Genomic DNA, 17,068 nt, shown 5'->3' with positions numbered 1-17,068 from the left:
GTTAGGGTCGCAGCGGCGCGACTGCCTTGACGTGTGCAAGGCCCGAGGAGCAAGGGGAACGCAAGGTGGCGGACGCTGCAGAGAACCGGACCGGCAGCCAGATCCAGCGAGTACTCATCGCCGCGGACAAGTTCAAGGGCACGCTCACGGCCGTACAAGTGGCCGAGCGGGTCACGGCGGGACTGCGCCGGGTCGCGCCGCACGTCGAGGTCGAGGCGCTCCCGGTGGCCGACGGCGGTGACGGCACGGTCGCCGCGGCGGTCGCCGCCGGGTTCGAGCGGCACGAGGTGCGGGTCGCCGGGCCGCTCGGGGGAGAGGTCGACGCCGCGTTCGCGCTGCGCGACGGGACCGCGGTCGTGGAGATGGCCGAGGCCAGCGGGTTGCAGCGGCTGCCCGCCGGGGTCTTCGCGCCGCTCACGGCGTCCACGTACGGGTCGGGTGAGCTGCTGCGGGCCGCGCTCGACGCCGGGGCGCGCACCATTGTGTTCGGCGTCGGCGGCAGCGCGACCACCGACGGCGGGGCCGGGATGCTGTCCGCGCTCGGGGCGCGGTTCCTCGACGAGGCCGGCGAGCCGGTGCCTTTGGGCGGCGGTTCCCTCGGGAAGCTCGCCACGGCGGACCTGGCCGGTCTCGATCCCCGGCTCACCTCCGTCGACGTGGTCCTCGCCAGTGACGTGGACAACCCGCTGACCGGGCCGAAGGGCGCGGCGGCGGTGTACGGGCCGCAGAAGGGCGCCTCGCCCGACGAGGTGGCGGTGCTCGACGCGGGGCTCGCGCACTTCGCCGCGGTCCTGGAGAAGGCGATCGGGGGCAGGGCCGCGGAGTACGCGGTGGCGCCCGGCGCGGGGGCCGCCGGCGGGATCGGGTACGGGGCTCTGGTGGGGCTGGGGGCCGGCTTCCGGCCCGGGATCGAGGTCATGCTCGACGTGCTGGGCTTCGCGCCCGCGCTGGAGCGGGCGACGCTGGTCATCACCGGGGAGGGGTCGCTGGACGAGCAGACCCTCCATGGGAAGGCTCCCGCCGGGGTCGCGGCGGCGGCGCGTGCGGCGGGGAAGGAGGTCATCGCCGTGTGCGGGCGGTTGTCCCTCGCGCCTGAGGCGCTCGGGCGGGCCGGGATCCGGCGGGTCTATCCGCTCACGGAGGTGGAGCCCGATGTCGGTCGGTGCATTGCGGATGCGGGGCCGATCCTGGAGCGGCTCGCGGAGCGTATCGCGGAGGACTTCCTCACCTGACGCGCACGTTTTGGTGGCCGCGATGGATGGGTGCGGGTTGGTGGGGGCTGGGCGCGCAGTTCCCCGCGCCCCTTGAAGGCGGGGCTTCGCCCTCGCCTCCCCGGGTGTGTGCGTCGGGTGCGGGTCGGGTGTGGCTGGTCGCGCAGTTCCCCGCGCCCCCACCACCCAGCCCGTCCGGCGTTTGAGGACGAGGCCGTTCAGGCCGATGTGGGGGGCTGGGGGCGGCAGCCCCCAGGGCGAACAAAGGCTTTCAGGACAAGCGGTACGCGTCCAGTGCCAGGGTCATCTCGATCAGGTCCCGTGGCCGCGCCAGCGACCGTGACGTCAGCTGTTCCAGGCGGCGCAGCCGGTTGAACACCGTGTTCCGGTGGCAGTACAGACGCCCCGCGGCCCGCCCCGCGGACCCCTCGCAGCACAGCCACGCGTCGAGCGTCTCCAGCAGCACCGCCCGGTCCGCCGGCTCCAGCTCCAGCAGGGCACCGAAGACGTCCGCCACCAGCCGCCCCGCCAGCTCGGGCTGGCTGACGACGAGCGCCGTCGGCATCCGCTGGTCGAGCCGTACGACGGCACTCGCGTCCGGCGCACACGTACGCAGCGCCAGCTCGGCGAGCCGCCGGGCCCGCCCCAGCTCGGCCAGCCCGGCGACGACGGGACTGATCCCGCCGGGCCCTGAACAGCGCCCGTCGAGCGCCCGCGCCACCCCGTCGAGGCCCTGCCCGGCCGCGAGAGCCACCACCCCCACCTCGCAGTCCGCCCGCATCCGCCACACGAACCGCAGCCCGTTCGCCTCCACGGGCCGCCGAACGGGCTCCCGCCGCTCCGAGCGCAGCACGACCACCGCGTACGGACCCCGCTCGGGCAGATCGAGCCCCGCGGCCGCCCGAGCCGCGAGACCAGGTGCCTCCTGCCCTTCGAGGAGCGCGTCGAGAAGCGCCTGGAGCCGCTCGTCGGTCCGCCGCCGAAGCTCCGCCTCGGTCGCCAGATACGCCTCGCTCGCCACCGCGGCCTGCGCGTCCACGGCGGACCACACCATGGTCGCCGACCGCATCAGCACCCCCAGCCGATCCGGCTCCCGCCCGGCCGCCCCCTCCAGCAGGGCGTCCCACACCAGATAGCCCGCGGAGCGGTACGCGTGCACCAACAGCTCCAACGGCAGCCCCTGTTGGGCCCGACGCCGCCCCGCGTCCTCCGCGTACTCCAGGTCACGGCGCGGCGCGTCCCGGCGCGCGGAGATCGTCTCGATCCCGATCCGCATCGCTTCCTCCGCCTCCCGCCACTGCTGGTCGTACGGCAGGAACTCCCCGTAGACCGGGGAGTGTTCGGCCAGTTGTCGCATGTGCTCGTCGACCAGCTCCGGCAGCCGCTCCAGCAGCGCCGCGCAGGATTCGCCGAGCACTTTCCAGTCATGACCGGTACGCCTTCTGCGGGCTCCCATGGCCGGAGGATGCCACCCCCGAGCCACCCCGCACAGGCCCCTGACACGCGGTGTTGTGCGCGCGCACAACGCGCGCCCGCGCCCGCTGGTCACCCGCAGCGATTCGCCCGCACCCCGTGGACGCGACGCTCCACCGGTGCTGTGGTGAGCGCCACACCGGCCGTGAGAACCGGGGTGCACGGCGATCAGGAGCGCTCGGGAGCGCGACGACAGGGGGAATGCCATGGGTGGTTCGGGGCTGGCCGTACAGGACCTGTCGGTCGGATACGGTCCGGTACGAGCACTGCGCCAGGTGTCCCTCGACGTGCCGGAGGGAGCCGTGGTCACGGTCCTCGGCGGCAATGGCGCGGGCAAGTCGACCCTGCTGCGGGCCATCTGCCGGACCCTGTCCTTCCACGGCGGCGCGGTCACCGGGGGCACGGTGAGCTACGACGGCCGCCGCCTCGACGGACTCTCGCCGGACCGGGTGGTCGCCGCCGGGATCTCCCAGATCCCGGAAGGGCGGCGGGTGTTCGCCCGGATGACCGTCGCCGACAACCTGCGGGCCGGGGCGCTCGGCGCCACCGGGAGCCGCGCGGAGCGGGCCGCCGCGCTGCGCCGTGTCCACGAACTGTTCCCCGTCCTCGCCGACCGCGCCCAGCAGCACGCCGGACTGCTGTCCGGCGGCGAACAGCAGATGCTCGCGGTCGGCCGTGCCCTGATGGCGGGCCCGAGAATGCTGCTCCTCGACGAACCGTCCCTGGGACTCGCCCCGTTGATGGCCGAGCGGATCGCCGAGACGGTACGGGAGATCAGCACGCAGGGCACCTCGATCCTGCTCGTCGAGCAGAACGCCGCCCTGGCCCTGCGGCTCGCCACCAGCGCCTACGTCCTGGAGGTCGGCGAAGTCACCCTGTCGGGGCCCGCGGACGAACTGGCCGCCTCCGACGAGGTGCGCCGCCGCTATCTGGGCGTCGTCGACGAGGACGCGGCGGCCGACGCCGGGCGGGCCGCCGCCACCCACCCGGCGCTGACCCGATGGAAGGGGTGAGCACCGCCATGCCGAACGACACGCCACCACCGCCCACTTCACCCGGACCCGGACCCGGACCCGGACCCGAGCCCGAACCCGGAGCCGAGTCCGCCTCCGGAGCCGACGCCGACGTGCCGACGCTCCACGTCCGGGACCTGACCGTGCGCTTCGCCGGGCTGACCGCCCTGGACGCCGTCGACTTCACCGTGCGCCCCGGCACCGTCCACGCCCTCATCGGCCCCAACGGCGCCGGAAAGTCCACCTGTTTCAACGTCCTGTCCGGGGTCTACCGCGCCACCGCCGGCAGCGTCCGCTTCGGCGAGCACGAACTGACCGGCATGCCCGCGCACCGCATCGCCGGTCTGGGCGTCGCCCGTATCTTCCAGAACCTCGCCCTGCCACCGCTCGCCACGGTCGAGGACAGCCTCCTGCTGGGCCGCCACCGGCTGACCCGCACCGGATTCCTCGCCGCAGGCCTGAGGCTGCCCGCGGCGGCCCGTGAGGAGCGCCGTCACCGTGCACGCGTGCGGGAGATCGCCGAGTTCGTCGGCATCTCGTCCTGTCTCGACCGCCCGGCCGGCTCCCTGCCGTACGGGCAGCAGAAGCTCGCCGAACTCGCCCGCGCCCTGTGCATGGAGCCGCGTCTGCTGCTCCTGGACGAACCGGTCGCGGGCATGACCGCCGACGAGCGCCGCCGGACCTCCGCCGTGATAGCGGGCGTCCGCGACAGCCTCGGCATCTCGATCGTCCTGGTGGAACACGACATGGGGGTGGTGATGCGGCTCGCCGACGCGGTGACCGTACTGGACTTCGGGCGCCGGATCGCGGACGGCGCCCCCGCCGACGTACAGAACGATCCGGCGGTCGTACGCGCCTACCTGGGGGAGCGCCCCGGGGGAGAGGAGACCGCGTCGTGAGCACCTTCGCCGAACTGCTCCTCAACGGAGTCTCGATGGGGTCGGTCTACGCCCTCATCGCCCTCGGCTTCGTGGTCATCTTCCGGGCCACCGAGGTCGTCAACTTCGCCCACGCGTCCCTGCTTCTCGCGGGCGGCTACGTCACCGCGACCCTCCACGACGACATCGGCTTCTGGCCCGCCCTGCTGGTCGGGATCGCCGGGGCCGCCGTGGTCGGGGCGGCCGTCGAGTTCCTGGTGATGCGCCGCTACCGGGGCTCCGACCACAGCGTCCTCGCCATCGTCACGATCGGGGTGGACATCCTGCTCACCACGGAGCTGACCCGCCGGATCGGCACCGACGTCCTGGCGCTCGGCGACCCCTGGGGCGACGCGGTCCTCACCCTCGGCCCCATCTCGCTGGCCCACACGCGCATCGCCGCGTTCGTCGCCGCGGGGCTGCTCATCACGGTCTTCCTGCTCGCGTTCCGGTACACCTCCTGGGGTGTCGCGATGCGGGCCGCCGCCGAGAGCCCGGAGACGGCCGCGCTGATGGGCGTACGGCTCGGGCGGGTGTCGCTCGGCGCCTGGGCGGTGGCGGGCGCGCTCGCGGCCGTGGCCGCCCTGTTCCTGACCGTCTTCCCGACGCCGGGCCTGGAGAGAGCCACCTCGCTCGCCGCGCTCAAGGCCTTCCCCGCCGCGATCCTCGGCGGCCTCGACTCCACCACCGGAGCGCTCGTCGGCGGACTGCTCGTCGGCGTCACGGAGTCCCTCGCGACCGGTTACCAGAGCGAACTCTCCTTCCTCGGGCGGGGGTTGGGCGACCTGGCCCCGTACCTGGTGATGACCGTGATCCTGCTGGTCCGGCCCGCCGGGCTGTTCGGCACGAAGGAGCTCGCCCGTGTCTGAAGCGCCCGTGTCCGAAGCCCTCGCCGGACCACTGCGGCTCGTCACCCGCACCCGTACGTACGTCTGGGGCGTCGGCGCTCTCCTCCTGCTGGCCCTGCCCTTCTACCTGGACCGGTTCTGGCTCCAGGCGGGCCTGTTCGCGATGGCCGCGGCGATCGGCGCGATCGGGATCAACCTGCTCACCGGCTCCACGGGCCAGCTGTCCATGGGGCACGCCTTCTTCCTCGCGGTCGGCGCGTACGGCTACTGCGTGTTCGCCGCGGACGGCGGTGACGGGCTGACCGGCCTGGGCCTGCCGTCCTGGCTCGCGGCCGTCCTCGCCGTGCTGGTCGCGGGCCTGGCGGGAGGCGTCTTCAGCCCCATCGCGGGCCGGCTGCGCGGCGCCTACCTGGGCATCGCCACCCTCGCGCTGATCTTCATCGGCCAGCACGTGCTGTTCAACGCGCGCGACCTCACGGGCGGCTTCAACGGCCGTGACGTACCGCCCCTGAGCCTGTTCGGGCTCACCTTCGACGACCGTGAGCTCCTCGTCGCGAACGTGCCGTTCGGCTCGGCCGAGAAACTCTGGTACGCGGGCCTCGTGCTGCTCCTCGGCTGCGGGCTCTTCGCCCGCGGGGTGCTGCGGGGGCGCCCGGGACGCGCCATGAACGCGATCCGCGACCACCGCGTCGCGGCCGGAGTCATCGGCGTCCCGGTGGCCCGCTACCGGGCCGCCGTCTTCGTCCTGTCCTCGATGTACGCGGGCCTCGCGGGCGTCCTGCTCGCCCTGGTCTTCCAGCGGACGGTGCCGGACTACTTCGGCATCACGCTGTCGCTCGAATACCTCGCCATGATCGTCATCGGCGGGCTCGGCTCGGTCTCGGGGGCGGTGATCGGGGCGGTCTTCGTCTCCGTGCTGCCGCAGCTGCTGACCCGCTACAGCGATGCGCTGCCCCTGGTCTCCGCCCCCGGTACGGGCGGGATCGCACCGGGCGAGGCATCCCGGTACCTCTACGGCGCCGCCGTTGTCGCGGTGGTGCTCTTCCTGCCCGGCGGCCTGGTCAGGGTGGCCGCCGGACGACGCTTCAGGACCGATCCAGGGGAGGAACGATGAGCACGACGAACGCGACCTACACGGCCAGGGTGGCCGCCGGAGCACTCGCGGCGCTGCTGGTGCTGTCCGGCTGCAGCTCGAAGGCCAAGGACGACGACGCCAAGGGCGACACGGCCGCGGGCGAGGTGAAGACCGGCCAGGGCATCTCGGGCAAGACCATCACACTGGGCGCCCTCACCGATATGACGGGGGTCTACGCGACCCTCGGCAAGAGCGTCACCCAGGCCCAGCAGCTCTATGTGAAGCAGCTGAACGCCGACGGGGGCGTGTGCGGCTACAAGGTGGCCCTCAGCGTCCGCGACCACGGCTACGACCCGCAGAAGGCCGTCTCCGGGTACACGGAGCTGGCGCCGAAGGTGCTCGGGTTCGCCCAGTTCATCGGCTCGCCGTTCGTCGCCGCGGTCGAGAAGCGCATCGACGGGCAGGACAAGGGCCTGGTCCTGCCGCAGGCGTGGTCGTCCGCGCTGCTCGGCAGCCCGTACATCCGGGTCATCGGGTCCACGTACGACATCGAGACGATCAACGCCGTCGACTTCCTGATGAAGGAGAAGGGCCTCAAGAAGGGTGACAAACTCGGGCACGTCTACTTCGAGGGCGACTACGGCGAGAGCGCGCTCATCGGCTCCAAGCACATCGCGAAGGAGGCGGGGCTGACCGTCGTCGAGCAGAAGATCAAGCCGACCGACAACGACATGACCGCGCAGGTCGCCGCCCTGAAGAGCGCCGGGGTCAAGGCCGTCGTGATCAGCGCGGGCCCCCGTCAGGCGGCCTCCCTGGTCGGTGTTGCCGCGGCCGGCGGCTTCGACGTCCCGATCATCGGCAACAACTCCGCCTTCGCCCCGCAGCTCCTGGCCACCCAGGCGGGCCCGGCACTGACGAAGAACTACTACGTGGCCTCGCCCTCGCTGCCCATCGGCGCGGACACCCCGCAGGCGAAGAAGCTGGTCGCCGACTACAAGAAGGCCTATCCGAAGGATGCCCTCGACAACGGTGTGGTCGCCGGCTGGACGGCCGCCTCCGCGTTCGGCGAGGCCCTGAAGAAGGCCTGCACGGCCAAGGACCTGACCCGGGAGGGCGTGGACAAGGCCCTGCTCACCATCGACGCCCTGGACACGGGCTTCGGCATTCCCCAGGACTTCACCGACCCCAAGGCGTCCTCCTCCAAGGAGAGCGTCATCCTCCAGCCCGACAAGTCGGTCACGGGCGGCATGAAGGTGGTCCAGGAGGCAGCGGCCTCGGACGCGGCAACGGCGTACACCCCGAGCGGCTGATCTTTCGGGGCGCGGACACCGTACGAACCGGCGGCAGCCGACACGGGAAGGGCCCCGAACCATCCGGTTCGGGGCCCTTCCCACACCACACGGCGGGTGACCGCTAGGGCAACTGCGTCGCCCTGGCCTCACGCCGGTTGCCACGGAAATTGTTCACCTTGCGAGCGGTGGCGAAGAGAGGGATGACCGCTCCCATCACCAGCTGCAACGCACACCCGGTCTGCAGCAGCAGCTGCCCACCGGGCGCGTCGAACGCCCAGGACACCAGCAGCGCCATGCTGAACACGATCCAGGAGAGCATCGCCACGGCGAGGCGCCCCCGCGGCTTCGGGTACTCGACCCGGCTCACCATGAGCCACGCCGTACCGATGATCGCCAGGAGCGTGGCGACGAACGGCAGCTCGAGCAGGACGATCGAGACGACCGTCAGCGCTCCGAACGGAGACGGCATGCCCTGGAAGGTGCCGTCCTTGACGGTGACACACGAGAATCTGGCCAGTCGGAGCACGACGGCCAGCAGGACCACGATCGCCCCCACCGCCGCCACTCGCTGGTGCGCGTCGTCGGCGACCATGCCGTAGACGAGGACGAAGTACGCCGGCGCCAGACCGAAGCTGATCAGGTCGGACAGGTTGTCCAGTTCCGCGCCCATGGGGGAGGAGCGCAGCTTGCGGGCCACCAGGCCGTCGAACAGGTCGAAGACCGCGGCGCACAGCATCAGGATCACGGTGGTGGCGGCACTGTGCCGCGCCATGCCCGTCTCCTGGCTGCCCGTGAGGTGCGGGATCAGGATGCCGGTGGTGGTGAAGTACACCGCCATGAAGCCACAGGTGGCGTTGCCGAGCGTGAGCGTGTCCGCTATCGAGAGGCGGAGAGAGAGGGGCATCTCCTCCTCGTCGTCCAGCTCATCGGCCTCCGGCACCCACCCGGCCTGCGTCTCGGGATCAATCACGGTCAATGCGAGTCACCCCAGCCACGGTCTTCTGACCGACCTCCACGTCGACCTCCACACCCTCGGGGAGGTAGATGTCGACGCGCGACCCGAAGCGGATCAGCCCGATGCGCTCGCCCTGCTCGACCTTCGTGCCCTGCGGGATGTACGGCACGATGCGCCGCGCGACCGCGCCGGCGATCTGGATCATCTCGATGTCGCCGAGCTCGGTGTCGAAGTGCCAGACAACGCGTTCGTTGTTCTCGCTCTCCTTGTTGAAGGCCGGGACGAAGCCGCCGGGGATGTGCTCGACGGACGCCACCGTGCCGGCCAGCGGCGCGCGGTTGACGTGGACGTTGAGCGGGCTCATGAAGATCGCGACGCGGGTCCGTCCGTCCTTCCACGGCATGATGCTCTGCACCACACCGTCGGCCGGGGAGATGACCCGGCCCTGGGTGATCTCGCGCTCGGGGTCGCGGAAGAACCACAGCATGCCCGCCGCGAGAGCGGTGGCGGGCACGGCCACGGCCTTGGCGGCGCCGGACTTGCGCGCGCGTACCAGGCTGAGGGCTGCGGTGGCGACGGTCGGGAGGAGCCACGGCGAGGCTCCGCGCGCAATACGTACGCCGGCCCGGCTGTCGCGTGGTGCAGAGGTTTGGCTGTGGGGCATGGATGACCTTCGTAGCGGATGATGCCGCACTGTGACTGGGGACGGCGGCTTTCCCGGGATGGTACCGGTCGCGGGCCACAACTGGGCAAGCCAGGAAGCCGAGTCGGCGTCCGAAGACAGCTGACGGGGTGTGATCTTCTTCTCGATGAAAACACCCCGAATCGGTATATCTAACCCTGGAGTCGATACTCTTCGAGCAGCCTGCGTCCGATGATCATTTTCTGGATCTCGGCGGTACCTTCGCCGATCAGCAGCATCGGTGCCTCGCGGTAGAGGCGCTCGATCTCGTACTCCTTGGAGAAGCCGTAGCCGCCGTGGATCCGGAAGGCGTCCTCAACCACCTCTTTGCAGTACTCGGAGGCGAGGTACTTCGCCATCCCTGCTTCGAGGTCGTTTCGCTCCCCGGAGTCCTTTTTGCGAGCCGCATTCACCATCATCGCATGGGCGGCCTCGACCTTGGTAGCCATCTCGGCCAGCTTGAACTGGATCGCCTGGTGCTGTGCGATCTGCTTCCCGAAGGTGTGCCGCTGCTGCGCGTAGGAAACCCCCAGCTCAAACGCACGCTGGGCGACACCGCAGCCACGCGCGGCCACATTGACCCGGCCGACCTCGACGCCGTCCATCATCTGGTAAAAACCTCGGCCGGTGGTGCCGCCGAGCACCCGATCGGCCGGAATGCGCAGGCCATCCATGATCAGCTCGGTGGTGTCGACACCCTTGTAGCCCATCTTGTCGATCTTCCCGGGGATGGTCAGGCCGGGGCGGACCTCACCGAAGCCGGGCTCCTTCTCCACCAGGAAGGTCGTCATCGACTTGTGGGGCGCGGTGCCCTCGGGGTGGCCTTCGTCACTCTTCACGAGAACGGCCACGAGCGTCGACGTGCCGCCGTTCGTGAGCCACATCTTCTGCCCGTTCAGGACGTACTCGTCGCCCTCCTTCACGGCCTTCGACGTGATGGCCGACACGTCGGAGCCGAGCGCCGGCTCGGACATGGAGAACGCGCCGCGCACCTCGCCCGCCGCCATCCGGGGCAGGAAGTACTCCCGCTGCTCCTGCGTGCCGTGCTGCTTGAGCATGTAGGCCACGATGAAGTGGGTGTTGATGATGCCGGACACCGACATCCAGCCGCGCGCGATCTCCTCCACGCACAGCGCGTAGGTGAGGAGCGACTCGCCCAGGCCCCCGTACTCCTCGGGGATCATCAGGCCGAACAGGCCCAACTCCTTGAGTCCGTCGACGATCGCCTGCGGATACTCGTCGCGGTGCTCCAGCTCGGTGGCGACCGGGATGATCTCCTTGTCCACGAAGTCCCGTACGGTCGACAGGATCTCCCGCTGGATGTCGGTCAGGCCGGCGGTCTGGGCGAGTCGCGCCATGGCTAGTTCTCCGTCTTCTGGTCGGCCGGGGCCTTCTTCGCCGCGGGGGCCTTCGGCTCCGGGCGGCCGGGCTGCTCGCCGCCGCGCTCCTTGATGTACGTCTCGGTGGGGACCATCACCTTGCGGCGGAACACGCAGACCAGCGTGCCGTCCTGCTTGTACCCCTTGGTCTCGACGTACACGATCCCGCGGTCGTTCTTCGACCGGGAGGGCGTCTTGTCGAGGACCGTGGTCTCGCCGTAGATCGTGTCGCCGTGGAAGGTGGGCGCGACGTGCTTCAGCGACTCCACCTCCAGGTTGGCGATCGCCTTGCCCGACACGTCCGGCACCGACATGCCGAGCAGCAGGGAGTAGACGTAGTTCCCGACCACGACGTTCTTGCCGAAGTCCGTGGTGCTCTCGGCGTAGTTGGCGTCCATGTGGAGCGGGTGGTGGTTCATGGTCAGGAGACAGAAGAGGTGGTCGTCGTACTCCGTGACCGTCTTCCCGGGCCAGTGCTTGTAGACGGCCCCGACCTCGAACTCCTCGTAGGTGCGTCCGAACTGCATGCTGCTCAGGCCTCCGGGGCTTCGAACTTCGACGTGCGCTGCATACCCGCGGCGCGGCCCTTGCCCGAGATGACGAGGGCCATCTTGCGGCTGGCCTCGTCGATCATCTCGTCGCCGAGCATCGCGGAGCCCTTCTTGCCGCCCGCCTCCGACGTGTAGTAGTCGTACGCGTCCAGGATCAGCTCGGCGTGGTCGAAGTCCTCCTGGGAGGGCGAAAAGATCTCGTTCGACGCCTCGACCTGACCGGGGTGCAGCACCCACTTGCCGTCGAACCCGAGGGCGGCGGCGCGCCCGGCGACCTCGCGGTAGCCGTCGACGTTGCGGATCTGCAGGTAGGGCCCGTCGATCGCCTGGAGGTTGTTGGCGCGGGCGGCCATCAGGATCTTCATCAGGATGTAGTGGTAGGCGTCCGCCGGGTAACCGGGCGGCTGCTCACCCACGACCAGCGACTTCATGTTGATCGACGCCATGAAGTCGGCCGGGCCGAAGATGATCGCCTCGACGCGCTGGGAAGCCGTCGCGATCTCGTTGACGTTGTTCAGGCCCTGGGCGTTCTCGATCTGCGCCTCGATGCCGATCTTGCCGACCTCGAAGCCCATCGTCTTCTCGATCTGCGTCAGGAGCAGGTCGAGCGCGATCACCTGCTGGGCGTCCTGGACCTTCGGCAGCATGATGCAGTCGAGGTTGGGTCCCGCGCCCTCCACCACCGTCACGACGTCGCGGTACGTCCACTGCGTCGTCCAGTCGTTCACGCGGACGACCCGTGTCTTGCCCGTCCAGTCGCCCTCGTTGAGGAACTTGACGATGGTGTGCCGCGCCTCCGGCTTGGCCAGCGGGGCGCACGCGTCCTCCAGGTCGAGGAAGACCTGGTCGGCGGGCAGGCCCTGGGCCTTCTCCAGGAAGCGGGGGTTCGAGCCGGGCACGGCCAGGCAGGAACGCCGCGGACGCAGGCGGTTGACCTGGGGGGCAGGGCTGGTCATGCGGGGACCTCCAGAGGGTCGAGCTTGTTCGCTTTCCGGATCTCGTCGACGATACGGCCGATGATTCCCGTGATGTCGAAGTCCTTCGGGGTGAAGACCGCGGCCACTCCCGCGGCCCTGAGCTGCTCGGCGTCGGCGTTCGGGATGATCCCGCCGGCGATCACCGGGATGTCGGCCGCGCCGGCCTCGCGCAGCCGCTCCAGCACGTCGGGCACCAACTGGGCGTGCGAGCCCGACAGGATGGACAGGCCGACGCCGTGGACGTCCTCGGCGACGGCCGCGGTGACGATCTCCTCGGGCGTGAGCCGGATGCCCTGGTAGACCACCTCGAACCCGGCGTCGCGGGCCCGTACGGCGATCTGCTCGGCGCCGTTGGAGTGGCCGTCCAGGCCGGGCTTGCCCACCAGGAAGCGGAGCTTGCCGACACCGAGGTCCCGCGCGGTCCGCTCCACCTTGCGGCGGACCAGGGCCATCGAGGAGCCCTCCTCGGCGGAGAACGCGACGGGCGCGGACGACACACCGGTGGGCGCGCGGAACTCGCCGAACACCTCGCGCAGGGCGCCGGCCCACTCGCCGGTGGTGACCCCGGCGCGGGCGCACTCCAGGGTGGCCTCCATGAGGTTGCCTGTGCCCTTCGCGGCCTCCTTCAGGCGCTCCAGGGCCTTGCACGGGCGCGGGTGGTTGAAGGGGGGCTGGTAGCGGGTGTCCCGCCAGTCCGCGAGGGCCGCGGTCACCCGGGCCTCGACCGCCGGGTCGACCGTCATGATCGCGGCGTCCAGGTCGGCGGTGAGCGGGCTCTGCTCGGTCGACTCGAAGATGTTGACGCCGACGATCTTCTCGTCCCCCGACTCGATCCGGGCCCGGCGCTCGGCGTGCGAGGAGACGAGCTGCGACTTCAGATAGCCCGACTCGACGGCCGCCATCGCGCCGCCCATCTCCTCGATCCGCCCGATCTCGGCGAACGAGTCCTCGACCAGCTGGGAGACCTTCGCCTCGACGACGTGCGAGCCCTCGAAGAGGTCCGCGTACTCCAGCAGGTCGCTCTCGTAGGCGAGCACCTGCTGCATGCGCAGGGACCACTGCTGGTCCCAGGGCCGGGGCAGGCCCAGCGCCTCGTTCCAGGCGGGGAGCTGGACGGCACGCGCGCGTGCGTCCTTGGAGAGGGTCACGGCCAGCATCTCCAGGACGATCCGCTGGATGTTGTTCTCCGGCTGGGCCTCGGTCAGGCCCAGGGAGTTGACCTGGACCCCGTACCGGAACCGGCGGTGCTTGGGGTCCTCGATCCCGTACCGCTCAAGGGTGATCCGCTCCCAGATGCGGCCGAACGCCCGCATCTTGCACATCTCCTCGACGAAGCGGACGCCCGCGTTCACGAAGAAGGAGATGCGCGCGACCACGTCGCCCTTGCGGTCCTCGGCGATCTGGCCGGACGCGAACACCGCGTCGAGCACGGCGATCGCGGTGGACATCGCGTACGCGATCTCCTGGACCGGGGTGGCTCCCGCCTCCTGCAGGTGGTAGCTGCAGATGTTGATCGGGTTCCACTTGGGGATGTTGTTGACCGTGTAGCAGATCATGTCCGTCGTCAGACGGAGGGAGGGGACCGGCGGGAACACGTGGGTGCCCCGCGACAGGTACTCCTTCACGATGTCGTTCTGGGTCGTCCCCTGGAGCTGGGTGACGTCGGCGCCCTGCTCCTCGGCGACGACCTGGTAGAGCGCCAGGAGCCACATGGCGGTGGCGTTGATGGTCATCGAGGTGTTCGTCCGCTCCAGGGGGATGTCCTGGAACAGCCGGCGCATGTCACCGAGGTGCGACACCGGCACACCGACCCGGCCGACCTCGCCGCGGGCGAGGATGTGGTCCGGGTCGTAGCCCGTCTGGGTCGGCAGGTCGAAGGCCACCGACAGACCCGTCTGCCCCTTGGCGAGGTTGCGCCGGTACAACTCGTTGGACGCCTCGGCGGTGGAGTGGCCCGCGTAGGTGCGCATGAGCCACGGCCGGTCCTTCGCTGGTCGCTCCTGCGGCGTCTGGCGCTCTGTCATCTTCGGACCTCAGACGTTCCGGAAGCGGTTGATGGCCTCGACGTGCTGGGCGCGCTTCTCCTCGTCGCGCACACCGAGGCCCTCGGCGGGCGCGAGTGCCAGCACGCCCACCTTGCCCTGATGGAGGTTGCGGTGCACGTCGTAGGCGGCCTGCCCGGTCTCCTCCAGCGAGTACACCCGGGAGAGCGTCGGGTGGATCTTGCCCTTCGCGACCAGCCGGTTGGCCTCCCATGCCTCGCGGTAGTTGGCGAAGTGCGAGCCGACGATCTTCTTCAGGGACATCCACAGGTAGCGGTTGTCGTACTCGTGGTGGTAGCCCGAGGTCGAGGCGCACGTGACGATCGTGCCCCCCTTGCGCGTGACGTACACGGAGGCGCCGAAGGTCTCGCGGCCCGGGTGCTCGAAGACGATGTCGACGTCCTCGCCGCCGGTCAGCTCACGGATGCGCTTGCCGAAGCGCTTCCACTCCTGGGGGTCCTGGTGGTGCTCGTCCTTCCAGAACCGGTAGTCCTCGGCGTTGCGGTCGATGATCGCGTCGGCGCCCATCGCCCGGCAGATGTCCGCCTTCTGCGGGCTGCTCACCACACAGATGGGGTTGGCGCCGCCGGCCAGCGCGAACTGCGTGGCGTACGAGCCGAGACCGCCGCTGGCGCCCCAGATGAGGACGTTGTCGCCCTGCTTCATCCCGGCGCCGTTGCGCGAGACCAGCTGCCGGTACGCGGTGGAGTTGACCAGGCCCGGTGCCGCGGCCTCCTCCCACGAGAGGTGACCGGGCTTGGGCATCAGCTGGTTGGACTTCACGAGCGCGATCTCGGCGAGTCCGCCGAAGTTGGTCTCGAAGCCCCAGATGCGCTGCTCGGGGTCGAGCATGGTGTCGTTGTGCCCGTCGCTGGACTCCAGCTCGACGGACAGGCAGTGCGCGACGACCTCGTCGCCGGGCCGCCAGGCGTTCACCCCCGGGCCGGTGCGCAGCACGACGCCCGCGAGGTCCGAACCGATGACGTGGTACGGCAGGTCGTGGCGCTTGGTCAGCTCGCTGAGCCGGCCGTAGCGCTCCAGGAAGCTGAAGGTGGACACCGGCTCGAAGATCGAGGTCCACACGGAGTTGTAGTTGACCGAGGAGGCCATCACGGCCACCAGGGCCTCGCCGGGGCCGAGTTCCGGCACCGGCACGTCGTCCAGGTGGATCGACTTGCGGGGGTCCTTGTCGCGGGTGCTGAGCCCGGCGAACATCTCCGTCTCGTCCTTGTGCACGGTGATCGCGCGGTAGGACTCGGGGAGGGGCAGGGCGGCGAAGTCGGCGGACGTGGCGGTCTGCGACTGGATCGCGTCCAGGATTTCCTTCACGGTGTTGCCTCCGGCGATGAGCGTCCGAGGAGAACGCTGAGGGTTACGTCGGCGTGGGTAGCTGCTGGCTGTGGCTGCTGGTGGGACGTGCCGTCGGTTCGGCGGAGGGTGGTGCTCGGCAGCGCTTTGTGGCGCGGAAGGTTGCCTGTGACGCAGGCGTCCGGGCACGCAGACCTTGGTTTGCGGGGACAGCCGGCGTACGAGGGATCTCTGCACGCCGGCCGCCCGGACCTCTTCAACGTATGGCACGGCGTGTCATCTAGCAAGGCACCGAGTGCCAAGAATTTCTCTCATTTGTCATCTGTCGGCAACAGATGAGCGATGATCGATCAGAAAAGGGCGCCCCCTCCGGAAGGGGGCGCCCTTTTATGGCTGTGCGAATAGGCTGCGCGAACCGGCTGTGCGAAAGCCCTACGACCGTTCCCTGAGTGCCTGCTCGATCGTGCGCATCACCTGGTGCAGGGGGGCGTCGACCCGGGCGACGGTGACCAGTACCTCGCCCTCCACGGACGCGGTGGACGCCGGGGCCGACTGCGGCCCGGTGTCCCGCCCGGCGCCGATCCCCGTACCGAAGGTCTTCCTGACGATCGAGAAGGCGTGGTCCAGCTGACTCTCGACGTCGCCCTGGCCGTCCGCCCGCAGCCACCTGCGCAGTACGTGGTTGTGGGCGGTGACCACGGCCGACGCGGCGACCTCCGCGAGCAACGGGTCGTCGTTGTCGTCGTCGTGCGCGTGCTCGTCGAAGTGCCCCAGCAGATAGCGGGTGAACAGCCGCTCGTACCGGGCCACGGACGCGATCTCCGCCTCCCGCAGCGTCGGCACCTCACGCGTGAGCTGGTAGCGCGAGACCGAGATCTCCGGCCGGGCCGCGTACATCTTCATGACTTCCTTGATCCCGCGGCACACCGTGTCCAGCGGATGCTCGTGCGCCGGAGCGGCGTTGAGCACCGCCTCGGCCCGGATCAGGGTGTCGTCGTGGTCCGGGAAGATCGCCTCTTCCTTGGAGCGGAAGTGCCGGAAGAAGGTGCGCCGGGCGACCCCGGCCGCGGCCGCGATCTCGTCGACGGTCGTCGCCTCGTACCCCTTCGTCGCGAAGAGCTCCATCGCGGCGGCCGCCAACTCGCGGCGCATCTTGAGCCGCTGGGCGGCGGCCCGGCCGCCCGCGGCACTCGCGGGGGTGTCGGACGCGGCGGGCGTACGGGAGGACTTGGCGGGCTGGGACATGCCCCGAACGTACTGCATGGACCCGGCGGAGCGCTCATGACCGGGTCTTTCTCCGGCCAGGGAGGGGACCGGGTCGGCGGGGCCGAGCAGACCGCCCCAG

General features: G+C 70.3%; 15 protein-coding genes. 6 read left to right on the top strand and 9 right to left on the bottom strand.

Translation table 11 applies throughout. From position 1 onward, the window contains the following. The first annotated feature begins 65 nt into the window (after positions 1-65). Entirely contained in the window at positions 66-1,232 is a 1,167-nt protein-coding gene (locus ACLVWQ_RS22005) for a glycerate kinase (protein WP_414110808.1), read from the top strand. Between the two features lie 250 nt (positions 1,233-1,482). On the opposite strand, the gene ACLVWQ_RS22000 is transcribed toward ACLVWQ_RS22005, so the two are convergent. After that, positions 1,483-2,667 (bottom strand): PucR family transcriptional regulator, encoded by a 1,185-nt coding sequence (locus ACLVWQ_RS22000; protein WP_414110807.1) that lies wholly within the window; start codon positions 2,665-2,667, stop codon positions 1,483-1,485. A gap of 223 nt (positions 2,668-2,890) precedes the next feature. Here ACLVWQ_RS22000 and ACLVWQ_RS21995 point away from each other — a divergent pair, with 223 nt between their 5' ends. The 5 genes from ACLVWQ_RS21995 to ACLVWQ_RS21975 are packed head-to-tail and all read left to right on the top strand — an operon-like array spanning position 2,891 to position 7,847. Further along, positions 2,891-3,697, top strand: a complete 807-nt coding sequence (locus ACLVWQ_RS21995) for an ABC transporter ATP-binding protein (RefSeq protein WP_414110806.1) — start codon at positions 2,891-2,893, stop codon at positions 3,695-3,697. Between the two features lie 8 nt (positions 3,698-3,705). Further along, positions 3,706-4,596 (top strand): ABC transporter ATP-binding protein, encoded by an 891-nt coding sequence (locus ACLVWQ_RS21990; RefSeq protein ID WP_414110805.1) that lies wholly within the window; start codon positions 3,706-3,708, stop codon positions 4,594-4,596. Then, positions 4,593-5,483, top strand: coding sequence for a branched-chain amino acid ABC transporter permease (locus ACLVWQ_RS21985; RefSeq protein WP_414110804.1), 891 nt, complete (start codon positions 4,593-4,595; stop codon positions 5,481-5,483). The genes ACLVWQ_RS21990 and ACLVWQ_RS21985 overlap by 4 nt, the downstream gene beginning before the upstream one ends. Positions 5,484-5,490: 7 nt before the next feature. Further along, positions 5,491-6,576: a branched-chain amino acid ABC transporter permease gene (locus ACLVWQ_RS21980; protein WP_414110856.1), complete on the top strand. Its 1,086-nt coding sequence runs from the start codon at positions 5,491-5,493 to the stop codon at positions 6,574-6,576. Beyond that, a complete protein-coding gene (locus ACLVWQ_RS21975; protein WP_414110803.1) occupies positions 6,573-7,847 on the top strand; it encodes an ABC transporter substrate-binding protein in 1,275 nt (424 codons plus the stop codon). Before ACLVWQ_RS21980 ends, ACLVWQ_RS21975 begins: the two co-directional genes overlap by 4 nt. Before the next feature lie 103 nt (positions 7,848-7,950). Here ACLVWQ_RS21975 and pssA read toward each other — a convergent pair whose 3' ends face one another. The 8 genes from pssA to ACLVWQ_RS21935 all read right to left on the bottom strand — a co-directional run bounded on the left by pssA (position 7,951) and on the right by ACLVWQ_RS21935 (position 16,968). Continuing rightward, positions 7,951-8,769, bottom strand: a complete 819-nt coding sequence (gene pssA, locus ACLVWQ_RS21970) for a CDP-diacylglycerol--serine O-phosphatidyltransferase (protein WP_414110855.1) — start codon at positions 8,767-8,769, stop codon at positions 7,951-7,953. A gap of 22 nt (positions 8,770-8,791) precedes the next feature. Beyond that, a complete protein-coding gene (locus ACLVWQ_RS21965; RefSeq protein WP_414110802.1) occupies positions 8,792-9,448 on the bottom strand; it encodes a phosphatidylserine decarboxylase in 657 nt (218 codons plus the stop codon). 170 nt (positions 9,449-9,618) lie between these two features. Continuing rightward, entirely contained in the window at positions 9,619-10,824 is a 1,206-nt protein-coding gene (locus ACLVWQ_RS21960) for an acyl-CoA dehydrogenase family protein (RefSeq protein ID WP_414110801.1), read from the bottom strand. A gap of 2 nt (positions 10,825-10,826) precedes the next feature. Continuing rightward, positions 10,827-11,372 (bottom strand): MaoC family dehydratase, encoded by a 546-nt coding sequence (locus tag ACLVWQ_RS21955; RefSeq protein ID WP_414110800.1) that lies wholly within the window; start codon positions 11,370-11,372, stop codon positions 10,827-10,829. Positions 11,373-11,377: 5 nt separating this feature from the next. Then, positions 11,378-12,352 carry an HpcH/HpaI aldolase/citrate lyase family protein gene (locus ACLVWQ_RS21950; RefSeq protein ID WP_414110799.1) on the bottom strand — a complete coding sequence of 325 codons (975 nt, stop codon included), beginning with the start codon at positions 12,350-12,352 and terminating at the stop codon, positions 11,378-11,380. Continuing rightward, positions 12,349-14,397 carry a protein meaA gene (locus tag ACLVWQ_RS21945; RefSeq protein ID WP_414110797.1) on the bottom strand — a complete coding sequence of 683 codons (2,049 nt, stop codon included), beginning with the start codon at positions 14,395-14,397 and terminating at the stop codon, positions 12,349-12,351. The genes ACLVWQ_RS21950 and ACLVWQ_RS21945 overlap by 4 nt, the downstream gene beginning before the upstream one ends. Positions 14,398-14,406: 9 nt before the next feature. Beyond that, positions 14,407-15,744 carry a crotonyl-CoA carboxylase/reductase gene (gene ccrA, locus ACLVWQ_RS21940; protein WP_414110796.1) on the bottom strand — a complete coding sequence of 446 codons (1,338 nt, stop codon included), beginning with the start codon at positions 15,742-15,744 and terminating at the stop codon, positions 14,407-14,409. 411 nt (positions 15,745-16,155) lie between these two features. Further along, positions 16,156-16,968 carry a TetR family transcriptional regulator gene (locus ACLVWQ_RS21935; protein ID WP_414110854.1) on the bottom strand — a complete coding sequence of 271 codons (813 nt, stop codon included), beginning with the start codon at positions 16,966-16,968 and terminating at the stop codon, positions 16,156-16,158. Positions 16,969-17,068: the final 100 nt, after the last annotated feature.

The organism is Streptomyces sp. CWNU-52B (assembly GCF_047444975.1).
Classification (GTDB): Bacteria; Actinomycetota; Actinomycetes; order Streptomycetales; family Streptomycetaceae; genus Streptomyces.
Note: the sequence above shows the minus strand (reverse complement) of the source record. Positions and strands in the feature narration are given on the sequence as shown.

Bases quoted from the DNA above. Each gene is read 5' to 3' on its own strand.
- ACLVWQ_RS22000 (WP_414110807.1), bottom strand. From the start codon at position 2,667: ATGGGAGCCCGCAGAAGGCGTACCGGTCATGACTGGAAAGTGCTCGGC.
- ACLVWQ_RS21995 (WP_414110806.1), top strand. From the start codon at position 2,891: ATGGGTGGTTCGGGGCTGGCCGTACAGGACCTGTCGGTCGGATACGGT.
- ACLVWQ_RS21990 (WP_414110805.1), top strand. From the start codon at position 3,706: ATGCCGAACGACACGCCACCACCGCCCACTTCACCCGGACCCGGACCC.
- ACLVWQ_RS21975 (WP_414110803.1), top strand. From the start codon at position 6,573: ATGAGCACGACGAACGCGACCTACACGGCCAGGGTGGCCGCCGGAGCA.
- ACLVWQ_RS21965 (WP_414110802.1), bottom strand. From the start codon at position 9,448: ATGCCCCACAGCCAAACCTCTGCACCACGCGACAGCCGGGCCGGCGTA.
- ACLVWQ_RS21960 (WP_414110801.1), bottom strand. From the start codon at position 10,824: ATGGCGCGACTCGCCCAGACCGCCGGCCTGACCGACATCCAGCGGGAG.
- ACLVWQ_RS21955 (WP_414110800.1), bottom strand. From the start codon at position 11,372: ATGCAGTTCGGACGCACCTACGAGGAGTTCGAGGTCGGGGCCGTCTAC.
- ACLVWQ_RS21950 (WP_414110799.1), bottom strand. From the start codon at position 12,352: ATGACCAGCCCTGCCCCCCAGGTCAACCGCCTGCGTCCGCGGCGTTCC.
- ACLVWQ_RS21945 (WP_414110797.1), bottom strand. From the start codon at position 14,397: ATGACAGAGCGCCAGACGCCGCAGGAGCGACCAGCGAAGGACCGGCCG.
- ACLVWQ_RS21935 (WP_414110854.1), bottom strand. From the start codon at position 16,968: ATGTCCCAGCCCGCCAAGTCCTCCCGTACGCCCGCCGCGTCCGACACC.